Genomic DNA, 21,408 nt, shown 5'->3' with positions numbered 1-21,408 from the left:
ACGTAGTCGTCGTCACAGTCATTGACCAGGCACTTCCGGCGGCGCCCGGCGGGCTATTGTGCGGTTTATGGAGACGCCTGACACTGCCGCCGCAGCAGCCGACGAACCCACCGGAATCGCAGCCCAGAACTGGGCGAAGGCATCCGTCGACCCGCACTACCGCGCCGCGGTGGTCGACCTGCTCGGCGCACTCGCGTACGGGGAGCTCGCCGCGTTCGAGCGGCTCGCGGAGGACGCGAAGCTGGCGCCGACGCTCGGCGACAAGGCCGAGCTCGCGAAGATGGCGTCGGCCGAGTTCCACCACTTCGAGCAGCTGCGCGACCGGCTCTCGGCGATCGGCGTCGAGCCGACCGACGCGATGGAGCCCTTCGTCGCCGCACTCGACGGCTTCCACCGCCAGACGGCGCCGTCGGACTGGCTGGAGGGCCTGGTCAAGGCCTACGTCGGCGACTCGATCGCCAGTGATTTCTACCGCGAGGTCGCCGCACGCCTCGACTCGGACACCCGCTCCCTCGTCCTTGCCGTGCTCGACGACACCGGGCACGCCAGCTTCGCCGTGGAGAAGGTGCGGGCCGCGATCGAGGCGGAGCCGCGCGTGGGCGGACGGCTCGCGCTGTGGGCGCGACGACTCATGGGGGAGGCCCTGTCGCAGTCGCAGCGGGTCGTCGCCGACCGGGACGCCCTGTCGACGATGCTCGTCGGCGGCGTGGCCGACGGGTTCGACCTCGCGGAGGTCGGCCGCATGTTCTCCCGGATCACCGAGGCGCACACCAAGCGGATGGCCGCTCTGGGGCTGGCCGCCTGACGCCGCGTCACCGCCGGTCGGTCACGGCCTAGACCGCTGCCGACCGGCGGACTCTGGCGGAGGGGCGGAGCAGTAGCGACAACAGCGCCACGCCCACGACGACCGCTCCCGTGAGGGTGGCCACGCTGTGTCCGGAGCCCAGCGTCGTATGCGTCAGAAACGCCCCGAAGAGCGCACCCGCGATTCCCGTCGGCAGCACCAGCGCCCGGGACGGGAGCCGGTGGGGCAGGCCGCGGGCCGCGGCCCAGCCGAGACCGAGGCCGAGCAGGGCGGAGCCGAGCGCTTCCAGGAGCATCGTGGGGGGTCCCTCCCGAGTGGCCGGGGTGCAAATCGGTCCTAGCCGGTCTACCCCCGGGCCGCGGAACGCAACCCTCCCCGTACGGGTGCCCTGGGGTCGCGGAACAGACGTGAGAAAGGGCCCGGTGGCGGATGCCATCGGGCCCTTTCTCATGTGTCTCTCCATGGCCCGGCTGCTGCCGGGCCGGGCTTGCTACACCGGGCCGAAGCCCACCTTGCGCACGGTCGGCTCACCGATCTCCACGTACGCGAGGCGCTCGGCCGGTACCAGGACCTTGCGGCCGTGGTCGTCCTCGAGAGTCAGCAGCTGCGCCTTGCCGGTCAGCGCCTCGGCCACCGCGCTCTCGACTTCCTCGGCGGTCTGGCCGCTCTCCAGAACGATCTCGCGGGGCGCGTGCTGCACGCCGATCTTGACCTCCACGGCCTTGTCCCTCCGACGATCCGTGATGTGCGCGGACGACCGCGCCGTACCCAGCACACATTAGCCCGGTGAGGGGACGTACCCGGCGTCCATGCTGCACGCCAGGAGCGAACAGACCACCGGCCGGCCGCCGACGGCGGTGCGCCGGCCGCCGTCAGTGGTGTTCGGTGCCGTGCAGCGGGAAGCCCGCGATGCCGCGCCAGGCAAGGGATGTCAGGAGCTGCACGGCCTTGTCGCGCGGGATCGTCGACTGACTGGACAGCCAGTAGCGCGCCACGACCTGCGATACGCCGCCCAGGGCGACGGCGAGGAGCATCGACTCCTCCTTGGACAGGCCGGTGTCTTCGGCGATGACGTCGGAGATCGCCTCGGCGCACTGCAGGCTGACGCGGTCCACGCGCTCGCGCACCGCGGGCTCGTTCGTCAGGTCCGACTCGAAGACCAGGCGGAACGCGCCGCCCTCGTCCTCCACGTACGCGAAGTACGCGTCCATCGTCGCCGCGACGCGCTGCTTGTTGTCCGAGGTCGAGGCCAGCGCCGTGCGGACCGAAAGGAGGAGCGACTCGCAGTGCTGGTCGAGCAGGGCCAGATAGAGGTCGAGCTTGCCGGGGAAGTGCTGGTAGAGCACCGGCTTGCTGACGCCCGCGCGCTCCGCGATGTCGTCCATGGCCGCCGCGTGGTACCCCTGCGCGACGAATACCTCCTGGGCGGCGCCCAGGAGCTGGTTGCGTCGGGCACGACGCGGCAGGCGCGTGCCCCGAGGGCGTGCTGCCTCTGTCTGCTCGATGGCTGTCACGCCGCCTCCCAAGATCGTCCGTGTGCGGTGTGCGCCGCGTCGCCGCCATCGTACTTTTCGGTAACCGTGGTGTGCGCGGTGCGGAGGCACAATTTCACGGACCGGACAGCTGATGAAACCGTCCGCATGCGGGCAAATACGGGCAGGTCATCGATAGGTCATCGATAATCGTCTTCGTCAAGATCAACCACGCGGGCCTGCTCGGCGCGGTCCGCCTCGTTCGCGGTGTCCGGGTCCGCGTCCGCGGGAGGGTCGTCCCGGTGCGGCGCCAGCTCCGTGAGCTGCTCGGCCGCGTCTGCCTCGGGGGCCTCGACGCCGAACTCCGCGTCATCCTCCTCCGCCTCGAACGTGTCGGGGTCGGACGGGTCAACCGTCATGGCGGCTCCCTTCCTCATGTGCCCTGGTCGTCCTCATGTGGGCGGGTGCCCAGATCCGAGCGTAGGAGACACCAGATCGGGGCGCGATGCGATCTGTGACGGCGAACACGTGATCCAGTACGTGATCGTCTCGTAACATATCCCGCATGTCTTCGACCGAGTCGCCGCGCGTGCCCGACGTCGCCGCAGCCGTCACGCCGAAGCCGGGCGCCGTCAGGGTCGCGGAGGGCGAGCGGATCGGCTCGGTCGCTCTGCCGGGACTCACCCTGACCGTCCGCTCCCGGCCCGGCACCCGCGAAGGCCTGCCCCCCGCGCTGTACGTGCACGGCCTCGGCGGCTCCTCGCAGAACTGGTCCGCCCTGATGCCGCTCCTCGAGGACGTCGTCGACGGCGAGGCGATCGACCTGCCGGGATTCGGCGACTCCCCGCCGCCGGACGACGGCGACTACTCGGTGACCGGGCACGCCCGCGCCGTCATCCGCCACCTCGACGCGGCGGGCCGCGGGCCCGTCCATCTCGTCGGCAACTCCCTCGGCGGGGCGATCACCACGCGCGTCGCGGCCGTACGGCCCGACCTCGTCCGCACTCTCACGCTCGTCTCGCCCGCGCTGCCCGAGATCAGGGTGCAGCGCACGGCGGTGCCGACCGCGCTCCTCGCCGTACCCGGCGTCGCCTCGCTCTTCACCCGCCTCACCCGGGAATGGACCGCCGAGCAGCGGGTCCGCGGCGTCATGGCGCTCTGTTACGGGGACCCGGACAACGTCAGCCCCGAGGGGTTCCGCGCCGCCGTCGAGGAGATGGAGCGGCGGCTTCAACTGCCGTATTTCTGGGACGCGATGGCCCGTTCGGCGCGTGGCGTCGTCAACGCGTACACGCTGGGCGGGCAGCACGGACTGTGGCGTCAGGCCGAACGTGTCCTCGCGCCGACGCTCCTCGTCTACGGTGGACGCGACCAGCTCGTGTCCTACCGGATGGCGTCGCGGGCCGCGCGGACCTTCCGTTCGTCGCGGCTCCTGACGCTGCCGGACGCGGGGCACGTGGCGATGATGGAGTACCCGGACACGGTCGCCACGGCGATGCGCGAGCTCCTCGCGGACGCGGCGGAACCGACCGGGGGCGACGAGACGAGCGGGCGGGGAGCTGAGGCGGCGAGTGGGACGGCATAGCCGGCGGGGGCCTGCCCCGGCACCCGAGCCGGTGACGGCGGGCGATACGGAGGCGGCGGGGGCACCGACCGCGCCCGGTCGCGGTCGCCGCCGGCGCGCCGCCCCCGACGACCCCTACCCGGCGGCGCCGCCGCCCGCGGGAGGCCATGGGCCGCCCGCCGGTGGCTATGTTCCGTCCGCCGGCGGGTACGTTCCGCCGGTGAGTGGCCATGTGCCGCCCGCACGGGAGCAGCCGAGTGGTCATGTGCCGCCCGCACGGGAGCAGCCGAGGCCGGGCCCGCAGCGTGGTCAGGCGCAGGCCGGGCCGGCCCCGTACCGCTCGGCACCACCGCCCGCGGGTCCGCCGCGCGGTCTCTCCCAGCCGACTCCGGCACACGGATTTCCCCAGGTCACGCCACCGCACGGGACTCCCCGGGTCACTCCGCCCCATGGCGTTCCGCATGTGCGGGGCGGGCATCCCGAGCCGTTCGAGGGGGGCGCCCGGGGTGAGACGCGGATGGGCGTCGGGTACGCGGCGGCGCCCGCCGTGCCGAGGCCGCGACAGGACTACGTCGACGCGTTCGCCTCACCGGTTCCCGTTTCCGTTCCTGGTCCCGTTTCCCGTCCTGTTTCTGTTTCCGTTTCTGATTCGGTTCCTGGTCCTGGTCCTGGTCCTGTTTCGTCCGGCTCCGTCGGTGACTCGTACGCCGACGGCACCGACTGGGACGGCGAGCAATCCGGTGCCGAGACCACCGACGTCGCCGAGCCCGCCGACGGTGACAAGCGGCGCAAGGGGCGCACCTACGCCGGTATAGCCGCAGCCGCCGTCGCCACCGTGCTCGCCGCCGTCGTGGCGGGCCAGGTCCTCCAGAGTCGCGGAGGCGGGGCCGACGCCGCCGCGCGGTCCGCCGGCGGCCCCGACGAGCGCTCGACGACCGGGTCCGCGTCCCGTTCCGACGACCGGACCACCCCGGAGGACAAGGCGGGGGCGGTCACGCCGCTGACGTACGACCAGAAGATGGGCAAGACGTATCCGCTGTCCGCCAAGCTCAAGGCGTCGGGGGAGTTCACGGCGGTGCCCGGATTCGACAGGGCGCCGGGCGGCGGGCAGAAGTTCCGCTACCGGGTCGACATCGAGAAAGGTCTCGGTCTCGACGGTGAACTCTTCGCACAGGCCGTGCAGAAGACGCTGAACGACGACCGGAGCTGGGCCCACGGCGGCGGCAGGACTTTCGAGCGCATTTCCTCGGGAAAGCCCGATTTCGTGATAACGCTCGCCAGTCCGGGGACGACCGGTGTGTGGTGTGCGAAGTCCGGGCTCGACACGACCGAGGACAACGTGTCCTGCGATTCCGCCGCCACGGACCGCGTCATGATCAACGCCTATCGCTGGGCGCAGGGATCGACGACTTACGGGAACAAGATTCATCTGTACCGGCAGATGCTCATCAACCACGAGGTCGGGCACCGGCTCGGGTTCAACCATGTGACCTGCACGAAGAGCGGCGCGCTCGCGCCCGTCATGCAGCAGCAGACCAAGTTCCTGACCTTCGACGGAATCACCTGCAAGCCCAACCCCTGGGCCTTTCCCGAGAGTTGAGGTGCGGCGCGGGGGCCGCACCCGGGTCCGCTTTGACATCCGGCGAAAGTTCGTTCATATTTCTCCGCATGTCGCACCGTCACGCAGCCTCGCGCGCCGCCATTGAGCTCACGCTCATCGGCGTGACAGCGCTGTGCGTGGCCGACATTCACTGTTGCTGACGCCCGCCCCTGGCGTATCGCGTCGCATTTCTCATCCTTTCCCGGAGTTCATCCCCTTTTGCTTTGGGGGATTCTCTGAGGGTTGCCGGATTTCCGGTTTCCGGTCGTCGACGTGTGCCTCGGGCGAGTTCCGCGCATTCAACCCGCCTGTCTTCTGCTGCCCGTCGCAGCGCACCTTTCCCCGAGGGGTCGATTTCCGATGCGTCAACCGTCCGTCATAGCGCGCCGCGTGGCCGCCGCATCCGTCAGCGTGGTCCTCGCCGCGGGCGCCGCCGCCTGCGCCGGGCCCAAGGACAGCGGCGCAGGGGGGAGCTCCGACGCCAAGCCGCAGAAGGGCGGCACCCTCACCGTCCTCAACTCCGCCCCGCAGTCCGACTTCGACCCGGCGCGGCTCTACACCTCCGGCGGCGGCAACGTCCCCTCGCTCGTCTTCCGCACGCTGACCACCCGCAACCGCGAGGACGGCGCGCAGGGCGCGAAGGTCGTCCCCGACCTCGCCACCGACCTGGGCAAGCCGAGCAAGAACGCGACCGTGTGGACGTACACCCTGAAGAAGGGCCTCACGTACGAGGACGGCTCGCCCATCACGTCCGCCGACATCAAGTACGGCATCGAGCGGTCCTTCGCCGCCGAACTCTCGGGCGGCGCACCGTACTTGAGGGACTGGCTGATCGGCGGCGCCGACTACCAGGGTCCCTACAAGGACAAGTCCGGGAAGGGCCTCACGTCGATCGAGACGCCGGACGCCCGGACCATCGTGTTCCATCTGAACAAGCCCGAGGGCGAGTTCCCCTACCTGGCCACCCAGACGCAGTTCACGCCCGTGCCCAAGGCGAAGGACGACGGCACCAAGTACGAGGAGCACCCCGTCTCGTCCGGCCCGTACAAGGTCGTCAGGAACGAGAACGACGGCGAGCGGCTCGTCCTTGAGCGCAACCCGCACTGGTCCGCGAAGACCGACGACGAGCGCAAGGCCTACCCGGACAAGATCGACGTCCGCTCCGGCCTCGACTCGTCCGTCATCAACCAGCGGCTCTCCGCCGGCCAGGGCGCCGACGCCGCCGCCGTCACCACCGACACCAACCTCGGGCCCGCCGAACTCGCCAAGGTCACCGGCGACAAGAAGCTCGCCGCCCGCGTCGGCACCGGCCACTTCGGCTACACGAACTACATCGCCTTCAACCCGAAGGTGAAGCCGTTCGACAACCCGAAGGTGCGCCAGGCCATCTCGTACGCCGTCGACCGCTCCTCCGTGATCAACGCGGCCGGCGGCTCGTCTCTCGCCGAGCCCGCGACGACGTACCTGCCGAACCAGAAGTCCTTCGGCTACACGGCCTACGACCACTTCCCGGCCGGTGCGTCGGGCAACCCGCAAAAGGCCAAGGAGCTGCTGAAGGAGGCCGGTTACAAGAACGGCCTGACCGTCACCCTCACGCACTCCAACGCCAAGGACTTCGAGACCAGCCCGGAGATCGCCACCGCTCTGCAGGACGCCCTGAAGAAGGCAGGCATCACGGTCAAGCTGCAGGGACTCGAGGAAAACGACTACAAGGACAAGGCGCACAGTGCCAAGAAGGAGCCCGGCTTCTTCCTCGCGCATTGGGGAGCCGACTGGCCCTCCGGCGGCCCCTTCCTCGCCCCCATCTTCGACGGCCGGCAGATCGTCAAGGACGGCGCGAACTTCAACTCCGGCTTCCTTGATGACAAGTCCATCAATGCCGAGATTGACTCGATCAACAAGTTGACGGATCTTGACGCTGCCGCCAAGCGCTGGGGTGCACTGGACAAGAAGATCGGGGAACAGGCACTGACCGTGCCGCTGTTCCACCCCGTCTACAAGCGCCTGTACGGACCGGACGTCAGGAACATCGTCATCAGCGACTGGACCGGCGTGCTGGACATCTCGCAGGTCTCGGTGAAGTGACCCGATGACCGAGGCACTCGTGGCCTCGGAGACCGCAGGGGCGGGCGCCTTGACGGCGTCCGCCCCCGTCTCCGGAGCCCGTCAGTTCTGGCGGCGCCTGCGCACGCGGCGCGCCGCCCTCGTCGCGGCGGCCGTCGTCGCGCTCCTCGTCCTGGTCGCCCTCGGGGCCCCGCTCCTCGCGGCCCTGGAAGGCCAGGACCCGAACACCTACCACCCGCACCTCATCGACTCCGCGCGCGGCGGCGTGCCCGTCGGCCCGCTCGGCGGGATCAGCGCCGAGCACTGGCTCGGCGTCGAACCGCAGACCGGCCGCGACCTGTTCACCCGCCTCGTCTACGGGGCCCGGGTCTCCCTCGGTGTCGCCCTCGCGGCCACCCTCGTGCAGGTCCTGCTCGGCGTCACCGTCGGCATCGCCGCCGGGCTCGGCAACCGCTGGGTCGACCAGATCCTCAGCCGCGCCACCGACGTCATCGTCGCGCTGCCCCTGATGATCCTGGCCCTCGCCCTGATGGCGATCGTGCCGGCCGGCTTCCCGCGCCCCGTCCTCGTCGCCCTGGTCGTCGGGCTCGTCGCCTGGGGCGGCACCGCGAAGATCGTGCGCGCCCAGACCATCACCCTCAAGGAACTCGACTTCGTGGCCGCGGCCCGGCTCAGCGGCTGGCCCACCTGGAAGATCGCCCGGCGTGAGCTGCTGCCGTCGCTCGCCGCGCCCGTCATCACGTACGCGTCCCTGCTCGTCCCGACGAACGTCACCGTCGAGGCGGCGCTGTCGTTCCTCGGCGTCGGCGTCAAACCGCCCACGCCTTCCTGGGGACAGATGCTCACCGCCGCCGACGTCTGGTACCAGGCAGCGCCGCAGTACCTCCTGCTGCCGGCCGGCGCCCTCTTCGTGACCGTGTTCGCCCTCACCGTCCTCGGTGACGGCGTACGCACCGCGCTCGACCCGCGCGCCGCATCGCGCCTGAGCATCGGCACAGGACGCAAGCGGGAGGCCAGGGCATGACCGGCTTCCTTCTGCGCAGAGCGCTCGGCGCCGCCGTCACGCTCCTCGCCATCTCGGTGATCATCTACGTCGTCTTCTACGCGGCCCCCGGCAACGTCGCCCAGATCAGCTGCGGCCCGCGCTGCTCGCCCGCCCAAGTGCAGCAAGTGGCCGACCAGTTGAGGCTCGACGACCCGCTGTACCTGCGCTACTGGCACTTCCTCCAGGGCATCTTCGTAGGACAGGACTTCTCGACCGGCACCGCGCTCCAGCACTGCGACGCGCCCTGCCTCGGCTTCTCCTACCAGACCGACCAGCAGGTCACCCAGCTCATCCTGACCAAGCTGCCCGCCACCGCGTCCCTCGCGCTCGGCGCCATGGTGCTGTGGCTGATCCTCGGCGTCGGCACCGGCGTCCTGTCCGCATGGCGGCGCGGCCGTCCCACGGAGCGGATCCTCACCGGCATCACCCTCGCCGGCACGGCCACGCCCGTCTTCGTCATCGGCCTGGTCCTGATGATCGTCGTCTGCGGACAGCTCCAGTGGCTGCCCTTCCCGCAGTACGTGCCGTTCAGCGACGACCCCGAACAGTGGGCGTGGAACCTGCTCCTGCCCTGGCTGTCGCTCGCCCTCATCGAGGCCGCCAAGTACGCGCGCCTCACCCGCGCCTCCATGCTGGAGACCCTCGCCGAGGACCACGTACGCACCTTCCGCGCCTACGGGGTCGGCGAGCGCTCCATCATCGGCCGGCACGCCCTGCGCGGCGCCGTCGCGCCCGTCATCGCCCTGAACGCCAACGACTTCGGTTCCATGTTCGGCGGTGCCGTACTCAGCGAGACGCTCTTCGGCATCCCCGGGCTCGGCCGCGAACTCGTGCACGCCGTCAACGTCGTCGACCTGCCGGTGGTCGTCGGCATGGTCCTCGTCACCGGCTTCTTCGTCGTACTCGCCAATGCCGTCGCGGACGTCCTGTACGCGGTGGCCGACCGACGGGTGGTGCTGTCATGAGCCTGGTCGAAGTGGACGGCCTCACCGTCGAGTTCGGGGACCTGAGGGCCGTCGACACGCTCTCCTTCCGGCTGGAGGAGGGCGCCGCGCTCGGCGTCGTCGGAGAGTCCGGTTCCGGCAAGAGCACGGTCGCGTCCGCGCTCCTCGGCCTCCACCGGGGAACCGGCGCCCGCGTCACCGGCTCCGTGCGGGTCGCCGGCACCGACGTACAGGAGGCCGACGACGACGCCCTGCGGCGGCTGCGCGGCGGGACGGCCGCGATGGTCTTCCAGGACCCGCTGTCGTCCCTCGACCCGTACTACGCCGTCGGCGACCAGATCGCCGAGGTGTACCGCGTGCACTCCGGAGCGTCCCGGCGTGCCGCACGCGCGCGTGCCGTCGACGTCCTCGACCGGGTCGGCATCCCCGACGCCGCGCGGCGCGCCCGCTCACGTCCGCACGAGTTCAGCGGCGGCATGCGCCAGCGCGCCCTCATCGCCATGGCCCTCGCCTGCGAACCCGCCCTCCTCGTCGCCGACGAACCGACCACCGCCCTCGACGTCACCGTCCAGGCGCAGATTCTCGACCTGCTGCACAGCCTGCGCCAGGAGACCGGCATGGGCCTGCTCCTCGTCACCCACGACGTGGGCGTCGCCGCCGAGAGCGTCGACGACGTGCTGGTGATGCGGCACGGCCGCGCGGTCGAGCGCGGAACCGTCGCCGATGTGCTGGGCGCGCCCTCGGCCGCGTACACGAAGGAACTGCTCGGCGCGGTGCCGCGGGTGGACGCGGCACGGCCGGTGCGGGCGGACGCCGCCGGTGACGTGCTGCTCGAAGCGACGGACCTGCGGCGGGAGTTCGGGCGCGGCAAGCGGGCCTTCGCGGCCGTCGACGGGGTCTCGCTAACGGTGCGGAGCGGCGAGACTCTGGGGATCGTCGGCGAGAGCGGCAGTGGCAAGACCACCCTCGGACGGATGCTCGTCGGGCTGCTCGAACCGACGGGGGGTCAGGTGCTCCTTTCAGGGACGCGAGCCGACGCAGGCGTACAGATCGTGTTCCAGGACCCCGTCTCCTCCCTCAACCCCCGCCGCAGCGTGGGGGAGTCGGTCGCCGACCCGCTGCGGGCGCGCGGCGACAAGGAGGTGCGCGGCCGCGTCGAGGAGCTTCTGGAACGCGTCGGGCTCGACCCGGCGCACTACGGGCGCTACCCGCACGAGTTCAGCGGCGGCCAGCGCCAGCGCGTGGGGATCGCCCGCGCCCTCGCCGCCGAACCACGGATCATCGTGTGCGACGAGCCGGTCTCCGCCCTCGACGTCACGACCCAGGCCCAGGTCACCGGCCTGCTGCGGGAACTCCAGGACGAACTCGGCCTCGCCCTCGTCTTCATCGCCCACGACCTCGCCGTCGTCCGGCAGGTCAGCGACCGTGTCGCGGTCATGCGCAAGGGCCGCGTCGTCGAGTACGGCACCGTGGACGAGGTCTACGGCGCGCCGCAGGACCCGTACACCCGGCAGCTCCTCGCGGCCGTCCCCGCGCTCGATCCCGGGGTCGCCGCACGGCGCCGTTCGGCCCGCAGGGAGCTGGCCGCAGCATGACACTCCGTGACTGGGCGGGCGTGTAGCGCGACGGAACGCTACCCGTGCGGGAAAGTTACGGCCGTTCACCCCTTTTGGTGGCGTGATGGACAACCGTCCATCACGCCACCGGCATGTCCGCATACGTTCGTCCCCCTGAGCCACCGGACCAACGGCGGCTCCTTATGCGGGAGATCGGGGGTGTACTCGTGCGCATCGGACTGCTTACGGAGGGTGGCTATCCGTATGTGAGCGGTGAGGCCAGACTCTGGTGCGACCGGCTCGTGCGCGGGCTCGAGCAGCATGAGTTCGACCTCTACGCGCTCAGCCGCAGCCAGGAGCAGGAGCGCCACGGCTGGATCGAGCTTCCGCCGCAGGTCAGCCAGGTGCGCGCCGCGCCGATGTGGACCGCCGACGACGACGGAGTCGGCTACGGACGCCGGGCGAGACGACGGTTCGCCGACGCCTACGGCGAGCTCGCGGCGGCCGTCTGCGCGGGCTTCTCGACCGACACCGCCGGGTTCGGCGACCGCGCCGGACAGTCCGGCAACGCCGAGGCGGACCGTTTCGGCAACGCGCTGTACACCCTCGCCGAACTCGCCCGCAACGAAGGCGGCCTCGTCGGAGCCCTGCGCTCCGAGACCGCCGTGCGCACGCTGGAGCGCGCCTGCCGCGCCCCCGGCGCCCAGCGCGCGGCCCGCGCCGCCCGGGTCCCCGACCTCCTCGCCGTCGCCGGACACATCGAGCGCGCCCTGCGCCCGCTCTCCCTCGACTGGTACGGCGACGACGGACTCGGCTCGGTCGACCTGTGCCACGCCACCTCCGGCGGCCCCGCCGCCCTCCCCGGACTCGTCGCCCGCCACTTCACCGGCATCCCCCTCCTCGTCACGGAGTACGGCGTACAGCTGCGGGCCCACTACATCGCCGCGGGCGACGACGGACTGAGCGTCCCCGTACGGGCGATGCTCGCCGCCTTCCACGGCCGGCTCGCCGCCGAGACCTACCGGCAGGCCGCGATCATCACCCCCGGCAACACGCACGCCCGGCGCTGGCAGGAGCGCTGCGGCGCCGACCGCGCGAAACTGCGCACCGTCCACCCCGGCATGGAGGCCTCCCGCTTCGCCGACATCGGCGAACGTGAGGAGCCGGGGGAGCCCGGCACCCTCGTCTGGGTCGGCCGCATCGAAGCCTCCAAGGACCTCATCTCCCTGCTCCACGCCTTCGCGGAGCTCCGCAAGGAGGAACCCAAGGCCCGTCTGCGCCTGGTCGGGGCACCCGCCGAAGGGCCCGAGGCCGCGGCCTACCTCGCCCACTGCAAGGCCCTCGCCGCCCAGCTCTTCCCCGACGAGGCCGAGGGTGCCCACTCCATGGGTGCCAACCCCGTCTCCTTCGAGGAGATCGGCGCGCCCGAGACACCCGACCTCGCGGACGCGTACGCCGCCGGAAGCGTCGTCGTCCTGTCGAGCGTCGTCGAGGGCTTTCCCATCAGCCTCGTCGAGGCCATGTTCTGCGGCCGCGCGACGGTCTCGACCGACGCGGGCGCGGTCGTCGAGGTCATCGGCGGCACGGGTCTCGTGGTGCCGCCGCGCAACCCCCGGGCCCTCGCGGACGCGTGTGTGTCGCTGCTGCGGGATCCGGGGCGGCGTGAACGCCTCGGCGCCGCCGCGCGGGCGCGGGCGCTCGAACTGTTCACCGTCGAGCAGAACATCGCGGCATTTCACGGCATTTACCTGGAGATCGTGTCGCACTGCCCGGTCCGCCGCGAGGCCGTGGACGAGGCGGGGGAGCCGCTTCCGTTCGCCAATCCGCCGGAGGCCCATGTGCCGGGGCGCTGGACCGCGCCGTCGAGCGAGGCGGGCGGCGGCTTCGCGACGTGGCTTGCCGGGCGGGCGGGCTCGGGGGACGCACCCAGTTGGGCGGAGGGGGCTTCGGGTTCGGGTTCGGTTTCCGGTTCGTCGGGTGGTGATGCGGGTTCGGGTTCGGGTTCCGGTTCGTCGGGTGGGGGCGCTGTTTCGGGTTGTGGTTCGTCGGGTGGTGATGCGGCTTCGGGTTCGGGGGCCGGTTCGTCGGGTGAGGGCGCGGCTTCGGGTTCCGGTTCCGGTTCGGGTGCTGAGGGGGAGCGGTCGGGCGGGGAGCGGGAGCGGGTTTCCGGCCAGAGGGAGCAGTTGGCCGGGGCCTTTCCCGGTAGGGAGGGGGACGCGTGAGCGGGCAGGGGTTGGACGCTGCGGCGAGGGGGGAGGGTTTCGGTTCTGGCTCCGGTTCCGGTTTCGGTTTCGGTTCTTCCGGTGAGAGTGCGGGCCTGAACGTGGATGTGGCCGAGGGCTCGGACCTCGGCTCGGACCTCGGCCCGGGGCTCGGCCTGGGGCTCGGTCTGGACGCGCCGCGGGTGCCGGGCGGCGCGGACGCGTGGGGCGCGGGGTCCGAGGAGGCGCTGGGGGCGCTGGAGGCGTCGGGGGCCGCCGCCCATGAGGCCGACCCTGACGCAGGAGACGTAGACCCTGACGTGGGCGACGTGGGCGACGTGTGCGACGTGGGCGACGAGGCGCTGCTCGGCGAGCCCGCTTCCTGGCGGTCCGCCTCCGCGGCCACGGGCGCCCCCCGCCCCGACGCACGCCCTTCGCCCGCGACCCCTCCCGCTGACGCAGGCCGCCCCGGCAAAGGGGGCGACGAAGCGCCCGCCGGCAGCCGTCGCCGTACCGGGGTCGACCCCGTGAAAGCCCTGATGCACCGGCACCGCGAGCTGTGCGAGCGGGCCGTCGACCCCCTGGAGATCGCCGCCGGCCTGGAGGCCCACGGCGTCACCGACCGGACCGCCGCCCGCTTCCGGCACCGCGACGTCTTCTCGCTCGCCGAAGAGATGTACGCGCGCGTGCCCCGCGACACCGAGGCCGAACCGGAAGCCCCGCGCGCCGGGACCGACACGTCTCGCGGCCCCCGCCCGCTCTGGGCCGTCCTCGCCCTGCTGCCCGGCGTCCTGTGCGCGCTCACCCTCGTAGGCCTGCACTTCACCGGCGGCCGGCCGCGGCTCGCCATCGGAGCGGCCGGCGCGCTCGCCGTGTCCGTCGCACTCCGCGCGGCCCTGCGCCGGGGCCCGCTGCGCGCCACCGCCCACACCGTGCCCGCCGCCCGCGTCTGGACCTGCTGGCTCCTCGCCTACGCGCTCCTCGGCGACGGACTTCTCAGCGCAGCCGTCGCCGGGGGACCCGACGCGGCCTGGGCGCCCGCCACCGCCCCCTTCCTCGCCCTGGCCCTCGCCGTCGCCCCCGCGACCTGGTGCGCACGCCTCTTCACCGCCGTGGCCCGGCGCAGGCTCGCCTCCAGCCGGGGCCTCGACGAGTTCGCCGCCTCCGCGCGCCCCCTCCTCCTCGCCGTCTTCGTGCTCTTCCTGTGCGCGCTGTGCACCCTCATCGGGGTGACGGGCGCGGTACTCGGCCAGGGCGCCGCCTACGCGGGAGCCGGCACGCTCGGCGCACTCCTGCTCCTCGCCCGCCTGCTCACGGCGCATGGCCGCACCCACGCCCCCGCCGTCGTCCTCGGCGCCGCCGCCGCGGCCGAGGCACTCGCCCTCGCCACCGTGTTCGCCGGCCGCGTGCCCGGCTGCGGCTTCCTCGCCGTACCGGTCGAGAGCGCCGTCCAGGCCTGGGGGCCCGGCACCGTACCCGGCCTGGCCTGCGGCGCCGCCGCGCTCACCCTGCTCGTTCACGCGGCCCGCACCCTCACCAGGGCCTCCGCCCACGCGCCCACGGACGCCACACCGTGACCGCGCCCGACGCCTTACGCCCACACGAAGCGGCCGGCCGGCCGCTCCCCTCCCGCGGGGCCGACACCGCGGGCCTTCCGCAGACCCACGGCAACACCCCTAAGGAGAACGCGAGATGACCACCCCTCCCGCCGGAGGCCCCGGACCAGCCGGACACACCAGGCGCCTGGGACTTCCCGGAGAACTCGGAACGCTCACCCAGGGAGCCGCCCGATGAGGGTGCTGCTGATCGGAGCCAACGGATACCTCGGCCGCTTCGTCGCCGACCGCCTCCTCGCCGACCCGGCCGTACAGCTCACCGCGCTCGGCCGGGGAGACGACGCGGACGTACGGTTCGACCTCGCCACCGGCAGCCCCGGCGCGCTGACCCGCTTCCTCGACGCGGTCCACCCCGGAGTCGTCATCAACTGCGCGGGAGCCACCCGCGGCGGCGCCCGCGACCTCACCCGCCACAACACCGTCGCCGTCGCCACCGTCTGCGAGGCACTGCGGCGCAGCGGCTGCGGGGCACGCCTCGTCCAGATCGGCTGCGGAGCCGAGTACGGGCCCTCGCAGCCCGGCTCCTCCACCGCCGAGGACGCCGTGCCGAGGCCCGGCGGACCGTACGGCGTGAGCAAGCTCGCCGCGACGGAACTCGTCCTCGGTTCCGGACTCGACGCCGTCGTCCTGCGCGTGTTCTCGCCCGCCGGACCCGGCACCCCCGCCGGCTCACCGCTCGGCCGTCTCGCCGAGGCCATGCGCCGAGCCATGCAGTCCGGCGACGGCGAACTCAAACTCGGCGGACTCGGCGCACAGCGCGACTTCATCGACGTACGCGACGTGGCCCGCGCCGTGCACGCCGCCTCGCTGTCCGCCGCGCAGGGCGTCATCAACATCGGCTCGGGACGTGCCGTCCGGCTGCGGGACGCGGCCTCCGTGCTCGCCCGCGTCGCCGGCTTCGGCGGCGCCCTGCACGAGCTCGACTCACCCGGCGGCCCCGTCCGCCCCACGCTCGGCCACCCCCGCTCCGACCCCGACCACGTGGCACCCGCCGCGCATCCGTACCCCGACGGCTGCGGCAGCTGGCAGCAGGCCGACGTGCGCACCGCGCGCGACCGGCTCGGCTGGCGCCCCCGCATCAACCTCGAGGAATCACTCGCCGACATCTGGATGGAGGCGGCATGCCGTATCTGACCCCCACCGCCCCCGGGACCGCGAGCACCGGCACCCGGCTCGGCTTCGGCATCCCCGGCTACGCCCACCCCCTCATGGCGCCCGTCGAATGGGCCGAACTCACCCGCCCCGGCGCCCCCTTGCACTGGGTCGTCCTCAACGTCGCGGGCGGACCCGGGGCGCGCCCCGACCCGCACTGCCTCGAAGCGTCGGGCAGGCTGCGCAACCGGGGTGTGCGCGTCCTGGGCCACCTCGACCTCACCTTCGGCGCCCGCTCGTTCGGGGAGGTGGTCTCCGACGCCCACCGGTATCTCGACTGGTACCGCGTCGACGGGTTCTCGCTCGACCGCTGCCCCACCGAGCGGGCCGCCCTGCCCGAGGTGCGCCGCATCATCACCACGCTGCGCGCCCTGTGCGAGGACGCCCACATCGTCCTCGGACACGGCACGCACCCCTACCCGGGATACGCGGAGACCGCCGACCAACTGGTCACCTTCTCCGGGGCGTGGAGCGACTACCGCTGGTCGCAGGTCGCCGAGTGGACCGCCGACTACCCGCCCGAGCGCTTCTGCCACTTCGTGCACGGCGTGCCCCGCGGACACCTCGACGAGGCGCTGCGCATCGCCCGCTGGCAGGGGGCCGGCACCATCTACTTCACCGACCGCACGGACCGCGGCGGCGCCGTCGACCCCTGGGAGGCCATGCCCGGCTACTGGGACGACATCGTCTCGCGGGTCGGAACGGGTGTCTCGGAATGAAGGGGGGCGTGGCAGTGTTGACGCAAGAACCACTGTTCGGAAATGACGATCAACGGAGCCCCCGTGTCGCTGCCACCCCTGGTAGAGCCAGCTGCTGAGCTCACCGTAGACGAGGTCCGCAGGTACTCCCGCCACCTGATCATCCCCGATGTCGGGATGGACGGGCAGAAGCGGCTGAAGAACGCCAAGGTGCTCGCCGTGGGCGCCGGTGGCCTCGGTTCGCCGGCGCTCATGTACCTGGCCGCGGCCGGTGTGGGCACGCTCGGCATCGTCGAGTTCGACGAGGTCGACGAGTCGAACCTCCAGCGCCAGATCATCCACAGCCAGGCCGACATCGGCCGCTCCAAGGCCGAGTCCGCGAAGGACTCCGTCCTCGGCATCAACCCGTACGTGAACGTGATCCTCCACGAAGAGCGGCTCGAAGCCGAGAACGTGATGGACATCTTCAGCCAGTACGACCTGATCGTCGACGGCACGGACAACTTCGCGACCCGCTACCTGGTCAACGACGCGTGCGTGCTGCTCAACAAGCCGTACGTGTGGGGCTCGATCTACCGCTTCGACGGCCAGGCCTCGGTCTTCTGGTCCGAGCACGGCCCGTGCTACCGCTGCCTCTACCCGGAGCCCCCGCCGCCCGGCATGGTCCCCTCCTGCGCCGAGGGCGGTGTCCTGGGCGTGCTCTGCGCGTCCATCGGCTCCATCCAGGTCAACGAGGCCATCAAGCTCCTCGCCGGCATCGGTGAGCCGCTCGTCGGCCGCCTGATGATCTACGACGCCCTGGAGATGCAGTACCGCCAGGTCAAGGTCCGCAAGGACCCCGACTGCGCGGTCTGCGGCCCGAACGCCACCGTCACCGAGCTCATCGACTACGAGGCCTTCTGCGGCGTCGTGTCCGAGGAGGCCCAGGAAGCGGCGGCCGGCTCGACGATCACTCCCAAGCAGCTCAAGGAGTGGATCGACGACGGCGAGAATATCGAGATCATCGACGTCCGCGAGATCAACGAGTACGAGATCGTCTCGATCCCCGGCGCGAAGCTGATCCCCAAGGGCGAGTTCCTGATGGGCAACGCTCTGCAGGACCTGCCGCAGGACAAGAAGATCGTCTTGCACTGCAAGACGGGTGTCCGCAGTGCGGAAGTCCTCGCCGTCCTGAAGTCCGCGGGCTTCTCGGACGCCGTGCACGTCGGCGGCGGCGTGATCGGCTGGGTCAACCAGATCGAGCCCGAGAAGCCGATCTACTAGACCGCGCCCCGGCCGGCCCGACCGGTCGCCAAGGGTCAGCTTTTCCGAACGGGTCCCGCACCTCGCGTGCGGGGCCCGTTCGCCGTGTCCGGCCCGCGGTCGCGCGCCCGCGTCAGGAACAGACCTTCCCGTCGCGCGGTATTCGGCCCTCCAGCAGATAGCCGTTCACCGTCGAGTCGACGCAGCCCGACCCGCTGCCGTACGCACCGTGCCCCTCACCCTTCCAGGTCAGCTCCACGCCGACCCCCTTGCCGAGCTCGTCGGCCATCCTGCGGGCGCCCTCGTACGGCGTCGCCGGGTCCCCCGTGTTGCCCACGACGAGGATCGGGGCGGCCCCGGGCGCGCTCACCTCGGGGGTCGCGTACTGGCCCGGCACCGGCCAGTCATGGCACCAGCCCGCCGTGTCCCAGGCCATGAACTCCCCGAAGACGGGCGAGACCGCGCGGAACGAGGCGAGCCGCTTCCTCGCCTCGGCGGGCGTCGGCCGCTCCTTGTCGTCGAGACAGGAGATCGCCCGCTGCGCATGGCTCTGCGAGCCGTAATGCCCCGCAGGATTCCGCTCGTTGTATGTGTCGGCCAGGGCCAGCAGCTGCGTGCCGTCCCCCTTCCCGGCCGCCTCCAGGCCCCTGGTCAGCGCGGGCCAGCTGCTCCTGCTGTACAGGGTGACGGTGATGCCGATCGTGGCGAGCGACTGGTTGAGCACGCGGCCGCCCGTGCCCGGCAGGGGTTTCGCGTCGAGCCGCTTCAGCAGCGCGGCGATCTTCCGGGTCCCGCGATCCGGGTCCTGGCCGGTGGACTTGAGGTAGTTGTCCAGGGCCCTTTGGAAGCCCCGCGTCTGGTTCAGTGAGTGGCCCACGGAGTCCGCTGCCGGGTCGACCACGGCGTCCAGGACGAGCCGGCCCACCCTCTGGGGGAACAAGTGGGCGTAGACACCGCCCAGTTGGGTCCCGTACGACACGCCCATGTAGTGCAGCTTGTCGTCGCCGAGCACCTGGCGCATGAGGTCCAGGTCGCGGGCCGTGTCGTCCGTCGACACATGCCTGAGCAGCTTGCCGGCCTGCCGCGCGCAGCCCGCGGCGAAGTCCGCGGCGTCCTTGAAGTACGCCCGCTCCTCGGCGGGGGTGTCCGGTGTCAGGTCGACGGACTCGGCGGCCTGGATCGCCTTGTCGTCGCGGCAGCGCACTCCCTCGCTCGCGCCGACACCGCGCGGGTCGAAGCTCACCAGGTCGTAGCGCTCGCGCAGCTTCGCGTACTGGGGTGCGAAGGCGGGCAGCAGGGAGACCCCGGAGCCGCCCGGGCCGCCGAAGTTGAACAGGAGCGAGCCGGAACGGCCGCCCTTGCCCGTGTACTTGGCGCGGATCAGGGCGACGCCGATCGTTTCCCCGTCCGGCTTCGCGTAGTCGAGCGGCGCCTTCAGCGTCGCGCACCGCCAGTCGGAACCGGGTGCCGGGCTGTCGTCGCCGGCCTTGCAGCGACCCCAGTCGAGCCGCTGCGACGTGAGCGCGGCAGGCAGCGCCGGAAGGGAACGGGAGCCCTGTGCGGAACGGGACGGCGACGCGGACGACGAGGCCGGCGGCCGGGCCCGCCCCTTCCCCTCACCGTGCCCGGACGTGCCCCCCGGCCCGCCACAGCCCACGGTGACACCGGCCATCAGCAACCCCGCGGCCATCAGCGCGAACGAACGAACATGACGCGACACAGGCACCTCCCCCTGGCGAACCCCCTCGCCTGCCTCCGGTCCGAAGACAGTCACACCATCCTAGGCAGCGCCTCTGACAACCGCCCCGACGGCCGTGTGCGTCCGCCGAACACACTTTCCCCCGCGGCTACTTGCAGACCGTTCCCGCCTTGGGCACGGTCCCGTTCAGCAGATAGGTGTCCACAACGCCCTGCACACACTTGTTCCCACTGTCGTACGCGCCGTGCCCCTGGCCCCGGTACGTGACTTCCACACCGACGCCCTTGCCGAGCGCGTCGACCATCCTCTTCGCACCCCCGTACGGGGTGGCCGGGTCGCCGGTGTTGCCCACGACGACGATCGGCGCCGAACCGGCCGCGCTCACGACGGGATGGTTCGCCGCGCCGGGCACCGCCCAGTGCGTGCAGCTGAGCATCCCCCACGCCATGTAGTCGCCGAACACGGGCGAGGCGGCGCGGAACTGCGGGAGTTTCGCCTGCACGTTCGCCACCGTGTAACGGGCCTTGTCGTCGGCGCAGTTGACGGCGACGTTCGCGGCCTGGATGTTGCTGTACGTGCCGTCGTCGTTACGGCCGTTCATCGAGTCCGACAGCAGCATGAGGATCTTGCCGTCGCCCTGGTAGGCCTGCGCGAGACCCTCCGTGAGGTACTCCCAGAAGTCCTTGGAGTAGAGGGACTGCGCGATGCCGTTCGTCGCGGCCGTCTGCGTCAGCTTGCGCGGGAAGCTGCCCGGGATCGGCTTGGTTTCCAGGCTCTTGAGCAGCTTCGCGATCTTCGCCTTGACCTCGCCGGGAGTCGCGCCGACCGGGCACTCCGTGACCTTGGAGGTGCAGTCCTTCGCGTAGTTGTCGAGGGCGAGCTGGAACCCCTTGGTCTGGCCGAGCGCGCTTTCCTCGGAGTTCTGCGTCGGGTCGACGACGCCGTCGAAGACCGCGCGCCCTACGTTCTTGGGGAACAAGTGCGCGTACACGCCGCCCAGTTCGGTGCCGTACGAGATCCCGAAGTAGTACAGCTTGTCGTCGCCGAGCACCTGCCGCATCAGGTCCATGTCGCGGGCCGCGTCCGTGGTGGCGACGTGGGGGAGCGTCTTCCCGGAGTTCTTCTCGCAGGCGTTGTTGAACCGCGTGACGTTGTCGACGAGCTTCTTCGTCTCGGCGGAGTCGTCGGGGGTGGAGTCCTGCTGGAAGTAATGGTCGAGCTGTTCGTCGTTCTCGCACTTCACGCCGTCGCTGCGGCCGACGCCGCGCGGGTCGAAACTCACCAGGTCGTAACGGGTGCGCAGCTTGGCGTACTCGCTGCCGAACGCGGGCAGCGTGGTCACTCCGGAGCCGCCGGGTCCGCCGAAGTTGAAGACGAGCGATCCGATACGCCGGTCCGCGGGCCCGGACGTCTTGGCGCGTACGAGGGCCAGATCGATCGTGTCGCCCTTCGGCTTTGCCCAGTCGAGGGGCGCCTTCATGGTCGCGCACTGCCAGGTGGCGCCGCCGGGCAGCGGGGACGGCGCGGCACCGCCTCCCTCCGACTCCGACGGCGCCGGGCAGTCCTTCCAGCTGAGTGACTGGGACGTGAGGTCCACGTCCTTGGACTCGCTGCCGCATGCCGCGAGGGCGGAGGTCACGAGGACGGCGATGGCGGCCAGGGCAGCGGCGCGCGGCCGGGGCGGAATGGGCATGATTCCATCCTGCGGCGACGGCCTACGGGCCGCTCGGGGCGTGAGCCGTGCGGGTGA

At 71.6% G+C, this 21,408-nt stretch carries 19 protein-coding genes; 13 read left to right on the top strand and 6 right to left on the bottom strand.

Translation table 11 applies throughout. From position 1 onward, the window contains the following. Window positions 1-67 precede the first annotated feature (67 nt). Window positions 68-805 carry a ferritin-like fold-containing protein gene (locus tag EOT10_RS34760; RefSeq protein ID WP_127832369.1) on the top strand — a complete coding sequence of 246 codons (738 nt, stop codon included), beginning with the start codon at window positions 68-70 and terminating at the stop codon, window positions 803-805. Between the two features lie 28 nt (window positions 806-833). On the opposite strand, the gene EOT10_RS34755 is transcribed toward EOT10_RS34760, so the two are convergent. From EOT10_RS34755 to EOT10_RS34740, 4 genes are all read right to left on the bottom strand, one after another. Beyond that, window positions 834-1,100 carry a hypothetical protein gene (locus EOT10_RS34755; RefSeq protein ID WP_127832368.1) on the bottom strand — a complete coding sequence of 89 codons (267 nt, stop codon included), beginning with the start codon at window positions 1,098-1,100 and terminating at the stop codon, window positions 834-836. Between the two features lie 195 nt (window positions 1,101-1,295). Continuing rightward, entirely contained in the window at window positions 1,296-1,523 is a 228-nt protein-coding gene (locus EOT10_RS34750) for a DUF3107 domain-containing protein (RefSeq protein WP_189492459.1), read from the bottom strand. Window positions 1,524-1,677: 154 nt separating this feature from the next. Continuing rightward, on the bottom strand, window positions 1,678-2,319 hold the full coding sequence (locus EOT10_RS34745; protein ID WP_127832366.1) for a TetR/AcrR family transcriptional regulator: 642 nt from the start codon (window positions 2,317-2,319) through the stop codon (window positions 1,678-1,680). A gap of 158 nt (window positions 2,320-2,477) precedes the next feature. Further along, complete coding sequence (locus tag EOT10_RS34740; protein WP_127832365.1) at window positions 2,478-2,696, bottom strand: hypothetical protein; 219 nt, start codon at window positions 2,694-2,696, stop codon at window positions 2,478-2,480. Window positions 2,697-2,842: 146 nt separating this feature from the next. On the opposite strand from EOT10_RS34740, the gene EOT10_RS34735 reads away from it, so the two are divergent. From EOT10_RS34735 to moeZ, 12 genes are all read left to right on the top strand, one after another. Then, window positions 2,843-3,862: an alpha/beta fold hydrolase gene (locus EOT10_RS34735; RefSeq protein ID WP_127832364.1), complete on the top strand. Its 1,020-nt coding sequence runs from the start codon at window positions 2,843-2,845 to the stop codon at window positions 3,860-3,862. Further along, window positions 3,849-5,441, top strand: coding sequence for a DUF3152 domain-containing protein (locus EOT10_RS34730; RefSeq protein WP_189492456.1), 1,593 nt, complete (start codon window positions 3,849-3,851; stop codon window positions 5,439-5,441). Before EOT10_RS34735 ends, EOT10_RS34730 begins: the two co-directional genes overlap by 14 nt. 68 nt (window positions 5,442-5,509) lie before the next feature. After that, window positions 5,510-5,602 carry an Ms4533A family Cys-rich leader peptide gene (locus EOT10_RS42925; protein ID WP_317617381.1) on the top strand — a complete coding sequence of 31 codons (93 nt, stop codon included), beginning with the start codon at window positions 5,510-5,512 and terminating at the stop codon, window positions 5,600-5,602. Window positions 5,603-5,801: 199 nt separating this feature from the next. After that, entirely contained in the window at window positions 5,802-7,526 is a 1,725-nt protein-coding gene (locus tag EOT10_RS34725; protein ID WP_127832362.1) for an ABC transporter substrate-binding protein, read from the top strand. A 4-nt stretch (window positions 7,527-7,530) separates the two neighbouring features. Continuing rightward, window positions 7,531-8,529, top strand: a complete 999-nt coding sequence (locus EOT10_RS34720; protein WP_127832361.1) for an ABC transporter permease — start codon at window positions 7,531-7,533, stop codon at window positions 8,527-8,529. Further along, entirely contained in the window at window positions 8,526-9,515 is a 990-nt protein-coding gene (locus EOT10_RS34715) for an ABC transporter permease (RefSeq protein ID WP_127832360.1), read from the top strand. The genes EOT10_RS34720 and EOT10_RS34715 overlap by 4 nt, the downstream gene beginning before the upstream one ends. Continuing rightward, on the top strand, window positions 9,512-11,089 hold the full coding sequence (locus EOT10_RS34710) for a dipeptide ABC transporter ATP-binding protein (protein WP_127832359.1): 1,578 nt from the start codon (window positions 9,512-9,514) through the stop codon (window positions 11,087-11,089). The genes EOT10_RS34715 and EOT10_RS34710 overlap by 4 nt, the downstream gene beginning before the upstream one ends. A gap of 188 nt (window positions 11,090-11,277) precedes the next feature. Further along, entirely contained in the window at window positions 11,278-13,272 is a 1,995-nt protein-coding gene (locus EOT10_RS34705; RefSeq protein ID WP_127832358.1) for a DUF3492 domain-containing protein, read from the top strand. 107 nt (window positions 13,273-13,379) lie between these two features. Beyond that, a complete protein-coding gene (locus EOT10_RS34700; RefSeq protein WP_431313358.1) occupies window positions 13,380-14,828 on the top strand; it encodes a hypothetical protein in 1,449 nt (482 codons plus the stop codon). A gap of 213 nt (window positions 14,829-15,041) precedes the next feature. After that, complete coding sequence (locus EOT10_RS34695) at window positions 15,042-16,001, top strand: NAD-dependent epimerase/dehydratase family protein (protein WP_127832357.1); 960 nt, start codon at window positions 15,042-15,044, stop codon at window positions 15,999-16,001. Further along, window positions 15,989-16,738: a spherulation-specific family 4 protein gene (locus EOT10_RS34690; protein ID WP_127832356.1), complete on the top strand. Its 750-nt coding sequence runs from the start codon at window positions 15,989-15,991 to the stop codon at window positions 16,736-16,738. The genes EOT10_RS34695 and EOT10_RS34690 overlap by 13 nt, the downstream gene beginning before the upstream one ends. A gap of 63 nt (window positions 16,739-16,801) precedes the next feature. Continuing rightward, the gene (gene moeZ / locus EOT10_RS34685) at window positions 16,802-17,980 is read left to right on the top strand and encodes an adenylyltransferase/sulfurtransferase MoeZ (protein ID WP_127832396.1); all 1,179 of its coding nucleotides are present in this window, start codon (window positions 16,802-16,804) and stop codon (window positions 17,978-17,980) included. A gap of 112 nt (window positions 17,981-18,092) precedes the next feature. On the opposite strand, the gene EOT10_RS34680 is transcribed toward moeZ, so the two are convergent. Continuing rightward, window positions 18,093-19,679, bottom strand: a complete 1,587-nt coding sequence (locus EOT10_RS34680; protein WP_127832355.1) for an alpha/beta hydrolase — start codon at window positions 19,677-19,679, stop codon at window positions 18,093-18,095. A 127-nt stretch (window positions 19,680-19,806) separates the two neighbouring features. Next, window positions 19,807-21,351: an alpha/beta hydrolase gene (locus tag EOT10_RS34675; protein ID WP_127832354.1), complete on the bottom strand. Its 1,545-nt coding sequence runs from the start codon at window positions 21,349-21,351 to the stop codon at window positions 19,807-19,809. Window positions 21,352-21,408 lie beyond the last annotated feature (57 nt).

The sequence above is a fragment of the Streptomyces antnestii genome (assembly GCF_004005495.1).
Classification (GTDB): Bacteria; Actinomycetota; Actinomycetes; order Streptomycetales; family Streptomycetaceae; genus Streptomyces; species Streptomyces antnestii.
The sequence above is the reverse complement of the archived record's forward strand: the minus strand, read 5'-3'. Positions and strand labels throughout refer to the sequence as shown.